The organism is Streptomyces albus subsp. albus, assembly GCF_000725885.1.
In the GTDB taxonomy this organism is placed as follows: domain Bacteria; phylum Actinomycetota; class Actinomycetes; order Streptomycetales; family Streptomycetaceae; genus Streptomyces; species Streptomyces albus.
Map to the genome: position 1 here is coordinate 333,381 of NZ_JODR01000009.1, position 20,253 is coordinate 353,633.

The window sequence follows — 20,253 nt, forward strand, 5'->3', positions numbered from 1 at the left end:
GTGCCAGTACGGGACGCCGAACTCGTCCTCCGGCTCGGCCCACCGGGCGCGCACCTCCCGCAGCCGCGTCCCGTCCGCGAACCGTGCCCAGCCGCGCGGTGTCGTCGCCGACGCCGACCCCACGTACTCGTAGAGGGCCGGTACCGTTCCGGGCGCATGCCGGCTGGGCTGGGCGGCGGCTCGGCCCGCCTGCCCGGGGTCGTCGAAGAGGACCCCGGCCAGCCCCTCCTCGAACACGCGGCCGGGCTGCACGACGGCCGCCGCCTGCGGAATCGGCTCCCGCCACCAGCGCCGGGCCGGCTGCTGCTGACGGGACGCCAGTTCGCGCACCGCGTCCGACGCCGAGGACCGGTCGGCCGCCCCCAACTCCCGTGGGTCGCCTCCCAGGTCGAGCAGTGCCAGGGCGAGTTGCCGCTCGCCGCTCAGCTCCGTGAAGCCCGGCACCTGAGTGCGGGCCCGGTCCGCCAGCTGGCCGGCCGCGAGCACGTCCTGCGGGATACGCAGCCGGGCCAGCAGCTCGGGGTCGTCGGTCGACTGCCGCGGCCGCAGCCACGCGTCCACCGCCCGGAGGAACTCCGGTGCGCCGCGCAGGGCGGCGAGCCGCGCCGGGTCGAACGCCCCGGCCGAGCCCTCCCAGTCGGGCGCGCTTCCCAGCACGACGTCCAGCAGGCTGAAGGTCGTCGGCGGCAGCATGGCCAGCAGGACCTTCTGGAACTGCCGCATCCGGTCGGGGGCCGAGGACACCAGGGTCGTGTAGGCGGAGGTCAGCGCGGACACGACCGGGGCCGTGCCGAAGGTGCGCATCCCCGACATGGTGCCCGGCCGGACCGGGGTGTCCCTCTCGACCTCGGCCGGATCCACCGGCTCACCGGACGCCACGGCACGGAAGACCTCCCAGGCGGTGGCCAGGGCGACAGGGGAGTCGTCGTTCTCCAGCCGCTGGACCGCCGTGTCGAGCGGACGGGCGCCGGGCGACTGCTGCTGTCCCGGTGCCTCCTGGGGCTGGCCCAGCAGCGGTGCGACCCGGTCGCGGGTCTCGGCGTCGTCCTTCTTGGCCTGGAACGCCGCGACGGCCGCCCGCCGCAGCTCGGCCCGCACCTGGGAGTCCCGCTTCAGCACCTCGCGGAGCGCCGCGTCGTACGCGTCGGCGGTGGCCAGGCCGGGCCCGGAGTGCAGCGCCTGGTACTCCCAGGGGGCTGCCCCGCGCGCGGCACGGCCTTCCGCCGCCGACGGGTCCGGGGCCGCCGCCTCGCTCCACTCGGGCGGCTGCCCCTCCTCGTTCGACACGAGACGGTGGCCGACCGAGTCCAGGGGCTCGTCGATGGCTCCGCCGGGGGCGAGGAGGGGCCGGCCGAGGGCGCCGGCCAGCTGCTCGGCGGGCGAGGACGACGACTCCGCGCCGCGCCGTGCCGCGTTGTGCAGCGCCGCGCCCAGCCGTGTTCCGCCGGTGGCACCCGCCTCGTGCAGCGCGGGCCGCAGCTCGTGTCCGAGGGTCCGGGTGTCGAGCCACCGTCCGCCGTACCGTCCCGGCGCGTAGTAGTAGGGGCCGGTGCCGAGGCCGTGCAGCCACAGCGGCGTCCCGGACTGCCCGGCCCACGGGGCCGGCCGCGGCCGGGAGTACTGCCCGTGGTGGACGGACACGTAGCGCGGCGCGTCGGAGAGCAGCCGGTGCACCATCGCCACCGTGCCGTGCCCGCCGCCCAGCGGATGGAAGCTGACGGCGGGCCGGCCGCCGCCGGGGGCGGCGACCTCGCGGGTGAACAGGTCGCGGTCCCACACCGGCCGTGCCGGCCGGTCGGCCACGCGCATGGTGACCACGGTGAAAACCGCGCCGTTCGGGCTCTGTTCGGTACGGATGGCGGAGCGGGTGCGCCCGCCCGTGTGCCGCAGCAGCACCTCCTCGCCGGTCAGCGCCATGGCCGCCGCCGGGTTGAGCGGCGACAGGTCGCGCACGGGCGGGTTCTCCACCTCCAGCACCACCGACCGCGTCGTCCGTCCGGTGTCGCCGCCGCCCACCGCGGCCCGGTGCGTCCGGTCCAGCCGCTCAAAGACCCGCTCCTGCGCGACCAGCCACTGCTGGAAGGCACCCACGGGCAGCGGACGGCCCGCCAGCAGCTCGTCCAGTCCGAGACCGCCGGGCAGCTCGTCCTCGCGGAACACCAGCCAGGCGGGCCGGCCGACAGACAGCAGCGGCAGGGAAGCCAGCCCCGAACGCGTCATCGACGCATGATCCGGCAACGCCTCGAACGCCCCGGCCCGTGCCATGTCGACGACGCGCTCGGCGAGTTCACGGGCTGACGCGCCTGACCTCTCCCGGGTGGCGAACTCCCGGTCCGCCAGGAGCAGCGACGGGTACGGCCGGCCGTCGAGCCGCACCACGCGCAGCTCCCGCTCGATCCGCGTCAGCAGCGCCTCGCCGCGGGGGCCCCGCCCGGCATCCGCCCACGGCAGGCCGAAGAGCCAGGCGTCGGTGGTCGCCAGGGACAGCGCCGTGTACTGCACCTGGTCGACACTGTCGTGGAACGTGGCCCACGCGGCGTGCCGCTCCGCCCAGTCGGCGAACGCCACCCGGAACTCGCGGGGTAGCCGCAGCTGGCCGACCGCGTTCACTGTCGCTTCGCCGGCCAGCTGGACGAAGTCGTCGTGCCGGAGGCCGGGCACGCGCGTGGTCCTCGCCGTCTCGGCCAGGTACGCGGCGTGGTGCGGGCGCCGCAGCCCCGCCAGCTGCTCCTCGGAGAGCGGGGACAGGTCGAGACCGGCCCCGTCCGTGTGGGCGTGCAGCGCGTCGTAGAGCCGGGCGCCGTCGGCCAGGTGCAGGTCGGGATCGCTCGGATCCCGTACCTCCGCGTCGTGCGCCCCCTGCCAGGCCTCCAGCAGCGTCAGCCCCTTGCCCAGCGCCCAGCCGAACACGGCGGGACGCAGGTCCAGCAGCTGCTCCTCGGAGAGCCCGGCCATCCGGGCGGCCCGCAGGAACCGCTCCACCGGAGCGGTGGGGCGCCCACTCGTGCGCAGGCCGCGGCGGCCGAGCCGCTCCGCTTCGTGACGGGACGCGGCCGGCGCCTCCTGCCACTCCTCGACGGGCAGCACGCCGTGGTCCGCCCACTCGGGTTCCGCCCCGTGCTCCCGCAGCTGCGCGGCCAGCGTGAGCCGGTGCCGGGGGCCGGCGTTGGCGTGCACGGCGGTGTCGAACGCGTCCATGAGGCGGACCGCCACCCCAGGGGTGGCATCGCCACGGAGCAGGCGCCTCAGACGCACGGCGTAGTGGTCGTGCGGGTCGCCGTCGGAGAAGAACGCGCGGGCCGCGAGCGCGCGGGAGCCGTGCGACTGGGCGAGCCGCTCCCACAGCCCCCGCACCGCCTCCTGCATCAGGGCGTGGCCGCTCTCCACCAGGACGCCCGCCAGGAAACCGACATGTGCCTGTTCGGCGTGAGCCCACACCTCGGTGCCGTACAGATGCGGGAACCGGGGCGGGTAGGCGGTTTCCGGTGCCGCGTTCCAGTGCACCGCGTCCGGGTAGGCGTCGGCGTCGGCCCGCCCGGAAAGCTCCACCTGGAGCTGCTCGGGCTCCACACCGCTGACGGGGTGGACCTCCCAGCCGGCCGGCCCCGCGACGGTGTCCTCCAGGAGGTGCAGCGTCGGGGCCGCGCCGTCCCGGCCCGGGGTGAGGGCGGTCGGTGCCCACACCAGGTGCAGTCGCACACCGGTGGCGTGGGCCGTCCACCTGAACTCCGTCCGCGCCTCCACGTCCTCGGCGAGAGCGGTGACGTCCATCAGCACGGCCAGGTCGCGCATGCCGGCCCGGGCCGCCTGCTCGGCGGCCGACCGGACGCGCCCCAGCAGATCGCCGCGAGTGCCGTCGCGCCCGGCCACGAACGCGGTGCGCTCGGGGTCGAACGGCAGGGCGAAGCGGTCACCGACGCGCTCGCCCCGGGCGTCACGCCGCCAGCGCACGCCCGCGGTGGCCCGGTGCAGGTCGCGGTAGTGGGTGCGGGCAAGCGTGTCGGGCTGGTTGAGGAAGAGGGTGGTCCTCACGTGGCCCTCCCCGTCGCGGAAGTGCCACTCCTTGACCGCGTACCGGCCGCGCGTGCCGTCGGCGAGCCACCGGTGCGGAGGCACCAGCCCCCGCGCGAGGTCACGCGCCGCGTCGGGGCCGGGGCGGACGAGTCCGCGCGTGCCGTCGTACAGGTCGGCGGCCTCCCGGCGCAGCATCGCGTCCGCCCCCCGGGGGGCGTAACCGGCGGCGTCGGCGGCCCGCAGGACCTGGAAGAGCGTCGTGTCCCAGCGCTCGGTGCCCAGCGCGCCGAGGACGGCACGCAGGATCTCCGGACGGTCCGCCGGCCGCAGCCCCAGACTCTTGTGCGTCTCGAAGGCGGCGTGCAGGAACGGTGTGAGGTCCTCGGAGCCGACGAGATAGCCGCGCTCGGACAGCTCCGCCACCCGCGACGGCGGCATGGCCCGCGGGGCCGCTGTCGTCAGGCTTCCGGGCTCCAGCTCCGCGGCGTGCCGCAGCACCGCCTCCAGGAACGCGCCACGGGCGGGCCGTCCCCGCTCCCCGAACAGCGCCTGGTCCCGCTGCTCCCCGGCGTCCTCCGGGTGCCATCGCTGGTGCAGCGCGTCCAGCGCCCGCTCCTCGGCAGCGCGCGCTGCGGCGTCCCGGGACAGCAGCGCGCCCAGCAGCCGCTCGTACGACGCGGCCCGCTCCGGCCACTCCGGGCCGTACCTCGGCCGGGACAGCGGGGCCTCCACGGTGTCGAGGGCCTCCGGTTCCCCCTGGTCCGGCGCCAGGAGCCACGGGGCCACCCACGCCAGCGTCTCGGTCACGGACGGCTCGGTGAGGGGCTCCCCGCCGCGCTGCTCCGCCTGCTCCTGGGCGTCCTCCTCCGCCGCGATCTGCTCGTGCAGGAGGTCGTTGCGCCTCGCCGCGGCCAGGGCGGGATCGGGCTGGGCCCGGGTCAGGTCGAGACCGGGCACCCCGTCGCCGTCGAGCGGGTTCCCGTCGTCCCCGACGGGCAGGCCGCGAAGGGTGCCCCAGAAGCGGACGTGCCCAGGGCCGGCTCCGTCGGGCAGGTCGTTGTACAGCTCGTCGGCGGGCAGCGGCACCTCGCTCGCCGCCCGGCCCACCTCGCCCTGGCGCGGGAAACGCGACACCCGCCCGTCCGGGCCCGCCGTCAACAGGAACGCGGGGCCTCCGGGCCGGTTGTGCCACCCCGCACGCTCCGAGGACGCACCCTGCGCCAGAGCCGACTCCTCCGGCGCCGCGAACACCGTGCCCCCACGCCGCACGGCCCACTCCCGGTACGCACCCGGCACCAGACCGCTACCGTCACCGCACGGCGCCGCCAGCAGATGCGTGACCTGCTCGCCCCGCGCCATCAGCCACTCGACGAACCGCACGGCCAGCGTCGCCACGGCCTCGGACGCGGGACCGCCGTGGGCGGAGAAGAACAACGGCCGGACCCGCTGCGGCACCCGGGCACTGTCCGACATCCGGGCACCGTCCGACACCTGAGCACCGTCCAACACCCGGGCACCGTCCAACACCCGGGCACCGTCCGGCAGCACCTGGTACGCCGTACCGACCGGCTCACCGTCCGCGCCCACCGACCAGGAATGGAACTCCACGGACGCCGACACCCGCTCCAGCCACGGCATCCGCGCAGCCCACTGACCGGACGGGAACACACCCGCCCACCACGAGCCGTCACCCGAACGCCCGTACCGGAACTCACCCCAGCCCCGGAACACCTCCGACACCCCGCGCGGAACCTCGGGCAGTCCGGCCCGCTCCTCGCCCGTGCCCCGCGCGGCACGGACGGACAGCGCGCTCTCGTCCGCCCCGCCGTCCCCGGACGGCACCGTCCCCTGGGACCCGCCGTCTCCGCCCGGCGCGTCGAGGCCCTCGGCCGGGGAAGCGGTGCCCTCCTCGGGCACCAGCGTGATGTGCCAGTACGGCACCCCTCCGGACAGCTCCGATCCCTCGACCCACCGCACCGATGCCGCCCGCGTCACCGTCTCCTCGGCGAACACGTGCACGCCCCTCCACACCAGGGGCGCAGGCGGCGACATGACCTCGAGCAAGTACACGACCGGGTCCGTCGCGGACCCGCCCAGGCCCCAGTAACTCGGGTCGCCGGTCAACGGGGTGATGTCCTCCAAGGCCGCCTTCGCGTCCGAGTAGCCGCGCACGAACCGGGCCACGTCGAATCCGCGCTGCCGCACCACGTCCACCAGGCCGGGGTGTGCCCGGTGGGCCCACCTGACGCTTTCCGGCCGGTCCTGGGCGGCCAACCCGACCAGCGCGTCACGGGCCGTCCGCCACTCGCCCCGGGTCAGCCCGGCGTCGTTCATCCTCAGCAGGCGCAGGTGCGCGAGCGCCGCGCGCTGCTCGGCGCTCAGCGCGGCGACGCCCGGGGTGTCCGCGTCGGGCAGGTACCGCTCGGCGATCACCTCCTGCGGCAGCCGCGGCCAGTCCGGCAGCGCCCGGTCCGCCCCCGGCAGGTCCATCCGGAGGCCCCGGTCGTTCACGCGGTAGAACCATGCGTCCGGGTTGAGGACGAGCTGCTGGAGGCCGTGTGCGCCCCTCACCCGGTCCCACACGGGAAGACTGCCGAAGACCGCGTCGAACAGGTGGCCTGAACCGGAGAGTTGCAGCCCCGCCGTCATGACGCCGAGGAACCCCGGAAGGTCCACCTCCTCCGCGGGCACCAGCGACGCGTAGGTGTACGTCATCCGGTGCACCAGCGGCGCGGCGCCCCGCGTCAGGACGCCGGCCGGCATCCGGGTCTGCCCGCTCCCCGCCGTGCGGGGTCCGGGGGCGTACCGGTCGGCCACCGCGCGGAGCACCTTCCACGCGGTGAGGAAGGCCCCCTCCTCCTGCGGGTGCTGGGCGAGCAGTTCCACGCGGTCCTCGACCGAGCGGCCCTCCTCCGCTGTCGGCAGACCGCCGATCCGGGCCACCGCCCGCCGGACGTCCTCGTGCGCGGCCACCGCCCGGAAGGCCTGGGCGGCGGACCGCACAGCCAGGTCCCTCAGCTCGGGCCACGACGCCAACGCCTCGGCCACGGCCGACTCGTACGACTCGGCCGCCGCCCGCCACTCGTCGAGGTTCCTGTCCACGGCGGCGTACTCCCACGCCGCCGACGGTGCCTCCGGCTCCGGGCTCGGCCCCTGCGGCCTGTCCCCGGCCACGTGCTCGGTCCATTCGGGCCGGGGCCCGCCCCGGGCCCCGGTGAGCACCAACGGCTCCGACGCCGGCACGGAGGCCACCGCGCCGGAGGGAGCGACGAGGGAACGGCGGTGGCCCAGCAGGTGGGCCAACGTCTGGGCGTGCTCGCCACCGGCGTGGTCGAACGCCGCGATCACCGACGCCTCCGGGGACGCCCCCCAGGCCTCCAGCAGCCGCCGCGCCTCGGTGACAAGGCCCCCGGCGCCCGTCGCCATCGCGCCGTACCGACCGCTCACGTGGTGGAGCAGCCCGTCGCCGTGGGCGGAGAAGACATACCGCTCCCCGGCGTCCCGTCCCGGCAGGGTGTGCGGCCCGGAGCGGCGGCCGTCGCCGCTGACGGCCACGTACTCCTGGGCGTCCAGCAGGTGTGCGTCGGTGCCGGCCGCCTGCCGGGCCCGCGCCACCGCCGGCGGGGCGAAGCTCGCTCCGCGCGGCTCGCCGTCGCTGTCCGTGACGGTGTGGGAGTACACCTCCCGCTCCCACATCGGCGGCAACGGACGTGGGACGGCGTGCAGTTCGACAACCGTGTAAGGCGCGTCGCCGCCGATGGGCACGGGCTCGGCTTCCGTCGCCCTCGCCGCCGTGTCCTCGGCGGTCATCGCCGTCCCGGCCCCGGGGGCGAGCAGGGTCAGATCACGGGCGGCGGTGCCGAGGACCTCCAGCACCACCACCTGCGGCGCGCCCTGGGAGTGCTCGCCCCACTGCGCGTGCAGGAGACGTATCTGCTCGTGGGCCTGTTCGACGGAGACCGCCCACCGCTGGAAGGCGGGGAACGACACCGGGCGGCCCTCCAGCAGCTCGTTCAGCGAGACGCCGCCCGGCAGTTCGTTCTCCGGCAGCACCAGCCACAGCGGCTGCTGCGGCGGCACGGCCGGCAACGCGGCCAGCCCCGACCGCGTCATCGCGGCCAGTCCCGCCAACTCGTCCTCGATCCGGACGTTCTCGTTCGACAGGGCCGTGAACAGCTCCCGCGTGTAATCCCTCAGTTCGGCAGTCGGCGCTCCGCGTTCGACGAGTTCGTCGAAGCCCGCGTCCTCCCGCAGCGCCTGCGGGTACGGGCGCAGACCGGCGCGGGCGGCATCCAGCTCCCGCTCCACCCGTTGGAGCAGCGCCTCCCTCGCCGACGCGGCGTCGTACCCGGACCATTCACCGAACAGTCCGGCGTCCGAGAGCGCACGGCTCAGCGCCCAGTGCCGGGCGCGGTCCAGGTTGGCCTTGAGCAGGCCCCGGGTCCCGTGCTGCTCGAGGAAGTACGCGTACTCGCGCCGCGTCCGCGGCGCGATCTGGAGGAAGGCGTCGCCGGTGTCCAGCGCCGACGGGTCGTCCAGGACCGACAATTCCTCGTGACGGGTGTCCTGCGGGAGCGGCCAGCGCCTCTCCAGCCGTTCGAACGCGCGGTGGTGCGGACGCTTCAGTTCCGCTCGCTCGCTCTCCGTGAGCCGCTCCACATCGAGCTGGGGCAGCAGCTCCGCGTGCGCCCAGTCGTCCAGCGCGGCGGCGTCCACAACCGCCAGGTCCGGGTCCGTCCCGGCCCGCACCCCTGCCGCGTGCGCGGCCCGCAGGACGTCGAGCAGCCCTCCCTCCTCGTTGAAGGACAGGGTGAAGGCCAGCACTTCGGTACGCAGGTCCAGCAGTTCCTCGGGGCTCAGCCCGAGCATCCTGGCGGCCAGGAAGACCCGCTGGTGGTTCTCGACATTCTGGGAGGTCCACAGCCCGCGCCCCTGCGCGTCGTCGAGCACGACGGCTGCCGGCAGCTCGCCCGGCTCGCCGGTCCGCAGCCCGTGCGTGTTCACATCCGGCCTGGTCCTCAGCAGTTCGGTCAGGGTGTACGGCGCCCTCCCGACGCCGCCGATCGCCCGCCGCAGGGCTCGGTACAGCTGTTCCCGGGCTTCGGGGGTGGAGCCCTCGGACAGCAGGGCGTGCAGACCCTCCACAGCGGCCTCGTCGGAGTCGGCGCCGGGGAAGAACGCCCGCGCCGCCGCCTCGTGGCCGTGGTGCTCGGCCAGCAGCTGCCACAGCCGGTCGGCCACCGTCGGCAGCGGCCTGGTCGCACGTTCCGACTGCGACAGAGCCCTGCCGAGGGCGATCTCGTACGTCGCCTGACTGTCGGCCCACTCGTCGTCGGCGTAGAGGTGGGGGTACTGGGCCGGGTGCGTCACCTCGACCGGCGCGTTCCAGTACACCCGGTCCGGATAGTGCTCCGCCCCCACCCACACGGCCTCACCCGCCGACGGCTCCGGACGCGAGACCACGCCCTGTGCGCCCGACACCCAGCCGGCCTCACCCGGCACCACGTCCCCGAGCACGTGAATCCGCGCAGGTACCTCACCCCGCTCGGGAGTCACCGCCACCGGCACCGGGAGGGCGGACTCCACCCCACCGGAGACACCCCGCACCGGTGCGAAGACGCCATGCACCCGCACCCCCGATGCGGCCTCGACCTCCGCCCGAAGGCGCGCGAACTCCTCCCACGCCCCCGCGTCCCGGATACCGGCCCCGGCCAGCACCACCAGGTCGGACATCCCGTCCCGGGCCGCACGCACGGCAGCCCACCGGACCCGGGCCCACCGGTCCGCCCAGGCACCCTCACGCGCCGCCACGAACGCCGTACGCTCCCGCTGCTCCAGCCACGGCACCGCCCCCGAGACGCCCACCAGCGAGCCGCGCCCGTCACGCGACCAGAAAACAACCTCCGTGACCCGCGGCAACACGTCGTAGAACCCACGCACCGACACATCCGGGCCGTTGAAGAACCCCGACACCCGCAGCCGGCCCTCATCGTCCAGGTGCTCCACCCGGTCCACCGCGAAATACCCCGGCACCGGGTCCACCAGCTGCCGATGCGGCGGCACCAGCGCCCGCTCCCACTCCGGCGACAACCCCTCGGCCGGAACGAGCGCCTCACCGGCCCGGTCGTAGAACTCCGCAGCCTCCAGAACCAGCGGATCACCCAGCCCCGGCAGCTCATAACCGGCCGAGGACGCCGCGCGCACCAGCGTCAGCAGGGACACACCCCACCGCTCGACACCCAGCACACCAGCCGCCACCGCACGCACGAACGGCAACCGGTCCTCCACCGGCAACGCCAAACGCCCATGCACCGCGAAGACCAGGCCGAAGAACGGACGCAGCGCTTCCTCCCAGGAACCGACCCCGTAGCCGCGGTCCGACAGCCACGTCCAGCTCTCGGCGGAAAGGTCCGGCCCCGAAGGCTGCCCTGACGTCACCTCCTGAAGCCGCCCGATGTGCCGCAGAACGGCCCAGACGAAGGCGCCACGCTCCGGTCGCTCACGGTCACCGAAGAGTTCTCCCACCGGAACGCCGTCGTTCGCCTCGTCCAGCTCCCGCAGCAAGGCCGCGAGCGCCTCCAGCGCGCGCTCCTCCGCCGCACGAGCCTCCGGATCCCGCACCAACGCCGAACCCAGCAACCGCTCGTACAGCCCGGCCCGCCGGACCCACTCCTCCCTGTTCCCGTACAGAGCGGCGAACTCGGCCGGAGCCGACTCGCGTACGGGGAGCGTCAGCTCCGGTGCGTCCTCCATCTCCCCCCGGCCGAGCAGGGGAGCCTCGCGGGACAGCCACCCGAGGACCCACTCGTCCTCGGGGTCACGGCCCGTCTCCCGCACGCCGGGACCGTCGGCGAGCCCGGCAGCCTGACCCCACGCCATCAAGGCGTCCTGGTCCGGCGAGGGCTGATCGAACCGGTCCTCCGGCTCCACGAGTTGGTCGACGGCCCGGAGCATCGCGCCCCGGTCCCCGTCCCACCCGACGCCGAGTCCCTCCGCCAGGAACGCCGACCTGTGGCCGCGCTCGTAGGTGTCCCGGTCCCTGTTGTACAGCTCGACGGCGGGCAGCGGCACCTCGCTCGCCTCCCGGCCCGAGACACCCCGCTCCGGGAAACGCGACACCCGCCCTTCCGGACCCACCCTCAACAGATACCCGGGACTGCCGGGCCGGTTGTGCCACCCCGCCCGTTCACGCGACGCACCCTGCCCGACGGCAGACTCCTCCGGCGCCGCGAACACCGTGCCCCGATGCCGCACCGCCCACTCCCGGTACGCACCCGGCACCAGACCACTGCCATCACCACACGGCGCCGCCAGCAGATGCGTGACCCGCTCGCCCCGCGCCACCAGCCACTCGGCGAACCGCACACCCAACGACGCCACAGCCTCGGACGCGGGACCACCATGAGCGGCGAACAACAACGGCCGGGCACCCCCCGGCGCCTGGGCACCCTCGGCGATACGGGCACCCTCCGGCACCAACCGGAAGGCCCTGCCCACCGGCTCGCCGTCCGCGCCCATCGTCCAGGAATGGAACTCCACGGACGCCGACACCCGCTCCAGCCACGGCGACCGCGCGGCCCACTGGCCGGACGGGAACACACCCGCCCACCACGAACCGTCCGCCGAACGGCCGTACCGGAACTCACCCCAACCCCGGAACACCTCCGACATCCCACGCGGAATGGCGGGCTGGGTCGCCGGGAGCCGGCGTGCCGACGCGGGCGCGTCCTCGACGGCGAACCGGTGCTCCGGAACCGGGAGGGTACGCGTGACGTTCCGGGCCGGTGCACCGCTGCGGAGGGGCAGGAGGCGAGCGCCCCCCGCCTGATCGTCCGTGAACCAGTGCGTCGGCCTGCCGTCCGCTCCCGGCAGCAAATGGAGTTCGGACGGGTAGAGGCTGTCTGTGCTCGGCGTGACGGCGGTCGCGCCCGACGACATTGCGGCAGGCAACTCCGTCAATCCCGTGATGTGTCCATGCTCGACGGTGAGCAGGGCCAGGCCCGCGCCGTCCTCACCCGGGCCGGGCGACATCACGAAGATCGTCCAGGGGCGCTCCTCGGGCGGCAGGTTCCGCAGTTCCGCACGGATGAGGGAGCCGACGGTGCGGCCGTCGTCCACATACGTGCCACCGTCCTGCCGCGCCAGCAGGAGGCCCGCCGGGCCGCCGCCGGAGAACCAGAACAGGGGCCGCGTGCCCGGCACCCGGTAGGGCCGCGCCCATTCGTCTCCTGCGCGCGGGGTCGCGTTCCACGACCAGTAGTACACGGTGTCGGCCAAGCCTTGGAGCGTCCGCTCCATGGCGGCCCACTTCTCCTGCGGGAGGGACGCCAGTACCAACGGGCGGCCGTTGGTGGCGACCCGCTGCACGATCAGGTCCGACGGAAGGGTCCAGCTGTCGGCGGGCGTCACCCGGGGGCTCCGCACCGACACCTGCTGCCCGTGCTCGCCCGAGGGCCGGCCGAGGGCGGACGCCGTCCCGCGCGGTCGCGCGGACCACGGCACGGCCTTCCCCCGCGAAGCCCGCTGCACCGCATCGGTCTGCCTGCGCCGGGTCTCCCTGCCGCTGGGCGAGATCCTGGTGTGGACGCGGCTGTCGCGGCGGTCGAACTGAGCGCCCGAGGGGAAGGTCACCTCCTCCTCCACCAGGAAGGGGGAGAAGGGCGCGGTCTCCGGGCCGGCGTCGTCACCCGGTTCGGCCCTCGTCACCTCGGCGTGCGTGGACCCCCTGCCGGGCCACGCGTAACGCTCGGCCCCGTGCTGCGTGAAGGCCGTGCTGCGGGCCCACGGGAAGACGAAACCGTCGGGGGTGGAGTACGGGCCGTCGAGGACGGGCGTGTCGACCTCACCCGGCAGGCCGGAGGCCCCCCAGAAGACGGGGCCGGGGTACGGCGGGAGCACGCGCAGTGCCTCGTCCAGCATCTCGACGTGCAGTGGCAGGACGTCGAGGAGCTGCTCCACGGTCCGGTCCAGCGCCTCCCGCGCCTCGGGCCGGCCGAAGTGCGCCACGACGTTCTTGAAGTCGGCCGTGGTGTCGAGGATCGCCGGAACCGGCACCCTCCCCACGCCCGCCTTGACGATCTTGCCGGCCACCGACCGCACATGGGCCCGCATCGTCCAGCGCAGCGCCCGCTCACCGAACCGGCGTCCGCTGAGCCAGGCGCGGAACAGTTTGAAGTCGGACCCGTGGTGCAGGGACAGCCCGAACAGGTGGGCAGGGCTCAGCCGGCGCAGCGCCCGGACGGCCTCGTCGCGGTAGACGTCCAGCCACTCGGCGACGGCGTCGACGCGCCCCAGGGGCAGCAGGCCGTCGACGGGAGCGGGCCCCCTGCCCGCCGCGTAGTCCAGCACCTGCTCGCGGCGACGCAGCAGCTCCTCCAGCTGCTTCCAGTCCTGCTGCGGGTCGGCGTCCTCGCCGCGGAAGGACAGCTCCTCGTACATCGTGGCGAACTGCTCGTCGTAGAGCCGCTGGTGCGGCGGGACGAGACGCTGCTCCCTCTCCGGGGTCAGCAGGCCCGCCCCACGCAGTACGTCGCGCGGGTCGAAGTGCGTGTCCACCCACATGTGGAAGCGCGCGCCGTCCCGCGTCAGGGCAGACTTCTCCTCCGCGTCCTGAGCGACGAACGGTCGCGCGTCCCGCAGGACCTCCGGCAGCGACTGCACGCCGCGGCCGACCAGCCAGGCCGCCACCGCGTCACGGACCGCGGCCACCTCCTCGGCCGAGGCACCCGACTCCCGGTACGCCGCGAACAACCGCGACGCCGGGCCGTTGACGCCTCCCACGACACGGAAACCGCTCCCGGTCACGGCCCCGGGCCCGCCCACGGCCGCCCCCGGCGGCACCTCGGCACCCACCAGCCGCGAGAACGCCCGCATGAGCGGGTCCAGCGAACCCGCGTCGGCCGGCAGCGCCAGCAGATCACCGAACTCTCCGGCACGACCGGCGTGTTCGGCCGCCCGGCGCAGCGCGTCCTTCGCGGCCTCCACCGCCGGACCGGCCAGCGCCTCGGCCACCGCGCGCTCGTACTCGGCGCTGTAGGCCGCATACGTCTTCGCCCGCTCGCCCCGGTAGTACGCCGCGAACCGCATGGCCTCCGGGTCGTACGCCCGCCATGAGGACACCGACCAGGGCTGGACCTGGGACTGGGGCTGGGGCTGGGGCTGGGGCTGGGGCTGGGACTGCGCCTGCACGCCCGACTTGGCGGACGCGACGGACTTGGCGCCGCCGGCCGGGGCGTCCGGACCGTAGGTCGAAATCCGCGTGTTCCCCTGCTGCCCCGCCGCGTCGGGGCGGGAGAGCAGGAGGGAGGCGGCGGTGGGCGGTGCCGGACGGGACGGCAGGTCCTTCAGCGGCACCAACGGCCGGCTGGTGGTCTTCGGACGCTGCCACACGTGCGTGCGCCACACGCCGGGGTCCCCGGTCTCCGGGTCCACCGGTTCGGTCACCAGCATCCAGGGCTTCGACCTGTCACCGTCCTGCCGTGCGAAGCCGAGCGGGGCGGAGTAGCGGAACGCCTTGCGGCCGGTGTGGTCGCTCAGCCAGTTCGCGAAGCCCTTCAGCTCGGAGAGGTGCCGCGGGTCGCGCACCGGCTGGCGGAGGACGAGGACGAACGGCTCCCGCACGTCCCGGCTCGCCTGGAGGGACCGGGAGTGGAAGACCAGCCGGGTCAGCTCCGCGAAGGTCGTCCGCGCCGGCCCCTCGGGCAGATGCAGCACCGGTTGGCCGGTGCGGCTGTGGAGATCGAACCGCAGCACGATCGCGCGCAGGCCCGGGATCGGCTTGCCCTCCTTGTCGCGGGGCATGAAGGGCGCGTCCACCGCTCGCTTCGTCCCGTCCGGCCGCACCTGAAGCACCTGATCGGTGCGCAGGCCGCCGGACAGGTCGGTCGGACCCCAGTTGTAGCCGAACGGGGTGAGGGCGGCGCCGGCGGACGAGGGCCACTCGGCCTTGTACGCGCCCCTCAGTTCCAGGTCGATCGCGCCCAGTTCGGCGGCCTCCTCGCCCGGCGTCAGGGCACGCAGCGACACCTGACTCGTGGTGGCCAGCGTCAGCAGCTCCTCGTGGATCTCCTCCGGTGCCATCCCGTCCGTGCGGGTGTGCAGCACCCAGGGAGCGATCGCGGCCGTCCGCGCGGCGGGCTGGTCGCGCAGCCACGCCTCCGCCCGCACGGTGGCCCAGAAGACCCGGCCCTTCTGCTCCAGGGACAGCCGGGTGCCGGCGGGCACGTCGAGCATGCCGTGCGGGTCGGCGTGCCGCGTCCGGTCGGCCGCGAACTCCAGCAGCGGCGGCGCACCGGCAGTGCGCTGCTGCCCGGCCGTCTCGGCGAGCAGCTCGCCCAATCCGAGGCGCGGATTCCGCCGCAGCCGCTCACGGGCGACGTCCAGCGCGTCGTCGTACGCCTTCCGGTCGGCGTCGGTGAGGTGCTCGGTGCTGCGGTCGAGGAACGTCCGGCCGGCGGTGTGGTACTGGGCGTGGCCGCTCAGCCGGTGCACCAGCAGCTGCCACATTTCCATCCGGAACGGGGTGACATCCCGCAGCACCGGATCGTTGCGCAGCGCCCGCACCAGGGCACCGCCACCGGCCACCTTCCGCTGGTAGTCGGTGCTGCGCGGATCGGCGTCGGCGTCGGCGCCGAAGACGCGGCGCAGTGCGAGGTCGATCAGCCGGGTGTCCTCCGCGTCCCGCCCGGACAGCGGGCGGTCACCCGTGTGCAGCCCGGCGATCCGGGCACGCCGCGCCAGCTCCTCGCCCTTCGCCTCCGCCCGGAAGAGCGCCACGTCGGACAGCCGGCCCCAGGGGTCGGCGGCGTGGTCACGGAGCGGCCGGTAGGTCGGCTTGCCCAGGTCGAGGTAGGCCGTCGCGGTCCTGGCCGTGGCGCCGTACAGCAGAACGCCGCCCGCGGCGTTGACGACCTGCTGCGCACGGGGACGGTTGGCCAGCGGGTCGTCCACCGCGGCCAGCACGTCGGCCTGCCGGGCGTACGGATCGTGGGCGGTCCCCGTCTCGCACTCTTCCAGGTACTTGGTGCTGTCCTTCGGGAAGCCCATCGTGGCGAAGGTGTGCGCGACGTAGGCGCTCCCCTGCTTCGACGGCAACCACGCGGTACCTCCGTCCCGCAGCGGCACGACGGTGTGCGCGCGCGTCCCGTGGCTGGTGTAGATGTGCAGCGCCGGGGGCAGCGGCCGCAACTCGGCCCCGAGGTACTGAAGGCCGTCGGCGGTCTGGACGGAGTGCACCACCCACGGATCACGGAAGGCGAGGGCCCAGCCCTCGCGCCGCAGACCGTCGTCGGTGCCGGGCAGCACGTCGACGCCCAGCAGCCGGGTGCCCCCGGCCTGGGCGTACGGCCGCTGCCGCACGTCGTTGTCGGTGAACCGCTTGCCCGTTCCGTCGGTCCACGTCCTGCCACGGGGTTCGCGGTGGGGCATGGCGGGGATCGCGGCCCAGTCACCCACCGGGAGACGGCTGCCGGTGCCGCGCCGGGTGTTCCAGTAGCGCTGCACGAACCGGTAGGTGCTGCTGTTCGGTGCGACGGGTGCCAGCCCGCCGTCGAGGGTCGGCACCACCGGGTCGATGCCGAGAGCGTCGGCCAGGGCCTCCACCACGCCGAGCGACTGCGTGCCGATGTGCGGGGTCGGTACGACGAGCTTCGCGCCCCGGGGCAGCGTCTGGAACATCCGGTCGGTCCGGACCAACGCCGCCATCTGCCGCGGCTTCACGATCCGCTTGCCCGTCAGCCAGTGCTGCTCCAGGCCCGCCAGGGCCGGGTGGTCCTCCAGCGGACGCCCCAGCTTGAGCCCGCGCAGCGTGTCACCGCCGATCAGGAAGCCGTCCGGTATGGCGTCGACCACCAGCACGTAGGAGGTCTCGGGGAAGGGCACCGGCAGGCGGCCCACCTCGCGCCAGCTCCCGTCCCGCTGCCGCTCCAACAGCGGCATCCGGTCGAACAGCACCCGGGATATCGGCTCCCCGGTCAGCACCCGCACCTGCGGCACCGACCCAGGACCCTGCGCCACGGTCTGCTGCCCCAGCAGCAGGCCGGCGACGGCGTTCATGTCGGCATACGGGACGGGACGTACGGCGTCCGCAGGCCCCAGCGCGCTGCCGCCGGGCGCACTGGTCAGGGGTGCCCAAAGGGTGGCCCCCCGGCTGGCGCGGGGATCCGAGAGCAGCACGGAGTTCGCGGTGACCGGCGGCTTCGGCACCGCCTGGACGGCGGGCCGCTGGTGCGACAGCATCGGTGCCTGCCACCTCTTGCGTATCCACCGCCCGCTGCCGGGGACGCCCGGCGCCGGGCGCGGTCGCAGCGCGGACCGCATGTCGGCACCGGTTCCGACGTTCTCCAAAGCCACGTCGCCGACGAAGTACCACGTGTCCTGACCGGTCAGGTTCGTCAGTGCCTGGGCGTAGGTGTCGAGCTCGTGCAGTGCCCACTGCGGCCCGTTGAAGAGCAGGATGTTCGGCGTCTCGACCTTATTGAACTTCTCGTCCTGCGGGGCGTGGTAAGCAAGCTCCAAAGCCACCGCCCAGGACAACGTGACAGGGGCGCTGCGGCCGGGCAGCCACAGGTCGAGCACGCCGTCGGGGCGGATGTCCGCGCGGAAGAACGACACCGGCCCGGGCACCGGGCGCCCGGTGCTGTCGAGTCGGCGCCAGGGGGCCGGCGCCCAGCGTCCGCCGTCGAGCAGCAGATGATCCGGGTCCGGTGTCGCGGCTCCGGTGGTGGGGCGGCCCCAGTCGTAGCCGCCCGGCAGCGGTCGCGTCGGGTTCTGCGGCTGCGGCCAGGTCCTGGCGTAGGCGCCGCGGTACACCAGGTCCATGGCGGCCAGCGTCTGCCGGCCGGTGCCACGCAGCCGCGCCTCGCCCATCGCCGCGGCGGTCAGCAGTCCGGAGCGCAGCAGCTGCGGAGAACTCGCCCCGTCCACGTGCACGACCTCACGGGCCACGTCCGGCCAGCCGGTCGGGCCCAGGTCCCGGATCAGGCCCTCGGCCCGCACGAAGGCCCAGAAGAGCCGGGTCCGCTCTTCGGAGCCGAGGACCGTGCCAGGAGGCAGACCGAGCAGCGCAGCGGCGTCGGTCCTCCGCATGTGCCTGGCCGCGGCTTGCAACAGCGGTTGCCGGCTCCCCGACACGTCCCGCTCACGCAGCAAGGCGGACAGCGGCTGCTGGTAGTTCTGCCTGAAGGTCTCCCGCGCGGCCTCCAGCGTCGCCCGGAAGAGGTCACGCTCCGGTTCCGAGAGTTTCTCGGGCAAGCGCGGCAGCTGGGAAGTGTGCTGGAGACCGGTCTGCCCGGTCTCCAGCCGACGGGCCAGCAGCTGCCACAGCTCCAGGCGGAACGGGGTCAGGTCACGCAGCCACGTGTCGTTGTCCAGCATGTGCTGCACGGCTGCGGCACCGTCCAGCAGCTGCCGGTATCCCGGGGTCTCCTCCACGGCCGCACCGAACACCGTGCGCAGCGCGTTCACCAGCACCAGCGTGTCGTCGGCGGTCTTCAGCCCCAACTCGTGGGTGAGACGGCCGAGCTGCTCGGCAGTCGGCTCCGGAACGAAGGACTCGACGCGTCCCAACTCACCGGTCGGAAGCGCCTCCATGCCCAGGCGGGCACGGTAGTCCGGGGCGCCCCGGGAGCTGTCGTCGAGGAGCAGCGTCTGAGTACCGGCCAGTACGGGGTGGCGCGAGCGGGTGGCCGCGCCCTGCGCCATCGGCTTGGTCCGCAGCGGGTCGTCCACCTGCGTCGAGGTGGCCCGGCGGTACAGCGCGAACTTGTCGTACCGCGCTGCGGCGAAGCAGACGTCGAGGTAGACCCAGTCGCCGCCCGCCAGATCGAGCGACGCGATGGCTTCCCCGAGGAACTGCCCTCCGGCCATCGGAGGCAGACGCGTCTCCCGGCCGTTCACCTCGACCGTCAGGCCCTCGACCGAGCCGTGCGCACTGACCTTGGCCAGGGCGGAAGCGTGCGGAACGCTCTCGGTGAAGAGGACGATGCGGCCACCGGCGGCGGGGTACACGTAGTGGTTCAGCGCACCCAGCTGCTCCGCCGGGTCGCTGCTCTCCCGCGACAGCCCCGCGTCGTCGTCCTTCATGAAGCTGATGCGGGTGAGACGGCCGTCCGGGCCCGGTTGCAGCCTGTGTGTCACCTGGCTGAGGGAGAGCGTGGTCCCGCCCTGCCCCGACGGCAGCCGGTCGGCGCGCGGCACGTACCGGGTGTCGGGCCCGATGCGGGCCCAGTCGCCCACCGGGGGCTGCTGCCTCGCCGGGAGATGGAAGTGGCGGTAGGCGATCGCCAGGTGGTGGACGCCCGAGGCCGGGTCCTCGCGGACCGTGCCCTCGCCGGTCGGCGCCACCATGGTCAGTCCGGTCCGGAGGGCCGGCCCCGCGGCCAGGTCCATGTTCTCGCGCACCGCGGAGTCGGCCGCCAGCACGACGGAGTCGGTCCTCGTGCGGCGGGCGGCCAGCTCCGGGTCGGCCGCCAGCACGGCGGCGAGCGCCTCACCGTCCAGGATCCGGTAGCCGTCCTCGTCGACCGGCAGGTGGGCGAGGTCCGGGTGGTCCTGCAACGGGGCGTCCAGCCGCACCCCGTTGAGGACCGTACCGCCGACCCGCAGACCACCGCCGGTCGCCGTGTTCGCGATGACCACGTACGAGGACGCGGTGGCGGGCGACGGCGTCTCGCCCACCCGGAACCACACGTCCTGCCCGTCACTCCCCGTCCGCACGTCGTACACCGCGGAACGGTGGGGCGCCACCTGCCGCACGGCCTCGGGAACGAACACCCTGCCCTGCGGGGTGCCGTCCGGCCCGAAGACACGGGTGGCCGGGCTCAGCAGAGGATGTGTCACCGGGTCCACGATCGGGTGCGGCATGCTCTGCCAAAAGTCCACCGACGCGGCCACCAGCCGCGACGGCGGGGCCGGCAGGGCCTCCATCGACACCGGCTCCGCCGTCTGCGGGGCCGGCCCACTCGATGTCAGGGGGGCGAACACCACGCCGGGCGCGGCGTGCCCCTGGGAGGTGGCCGGGGCGGGGTGCATCAGCGGGTGGTGGTGCGGGTACAGCTCACGGTCGGCCCGGTTCCAGAAGGCGCGGAAGCCCGCCCACGTCTGGTTCTCGGCCTGCACCGCGTCCAGCGGATTGGCACCGGTCCGTCCCGGCTCCGCGCCCGGCCCGTAGAGCCGCTCCAGCAGCGGCACGATCTCCGGAAGGTTCTCCCGCACCCACGAGGCGCCGTTGTTCCGGGGCAC

1 protein-coding gene (cut by both window edges) is annotated in these 20,253 nt (G+C 74.4%); it reads right to left on the reverse strand.

All 20,253 nt of this window come from inside a single coding sequence — locus IO40_RS36905, hypothetical protein, on the reverse strand. Of the gene's 69,660 coding nucleotides, 28,836 precede the window and 20,571 follow it; the stretch shown corresponds to coding positions 28,837-49,089 — codons 9,613 (complete) to 16,363 (complete); reading right to left, the first codon wholly in view occupies window positions 20,251-20,253. The start codon and the stop codon both lie outside this window.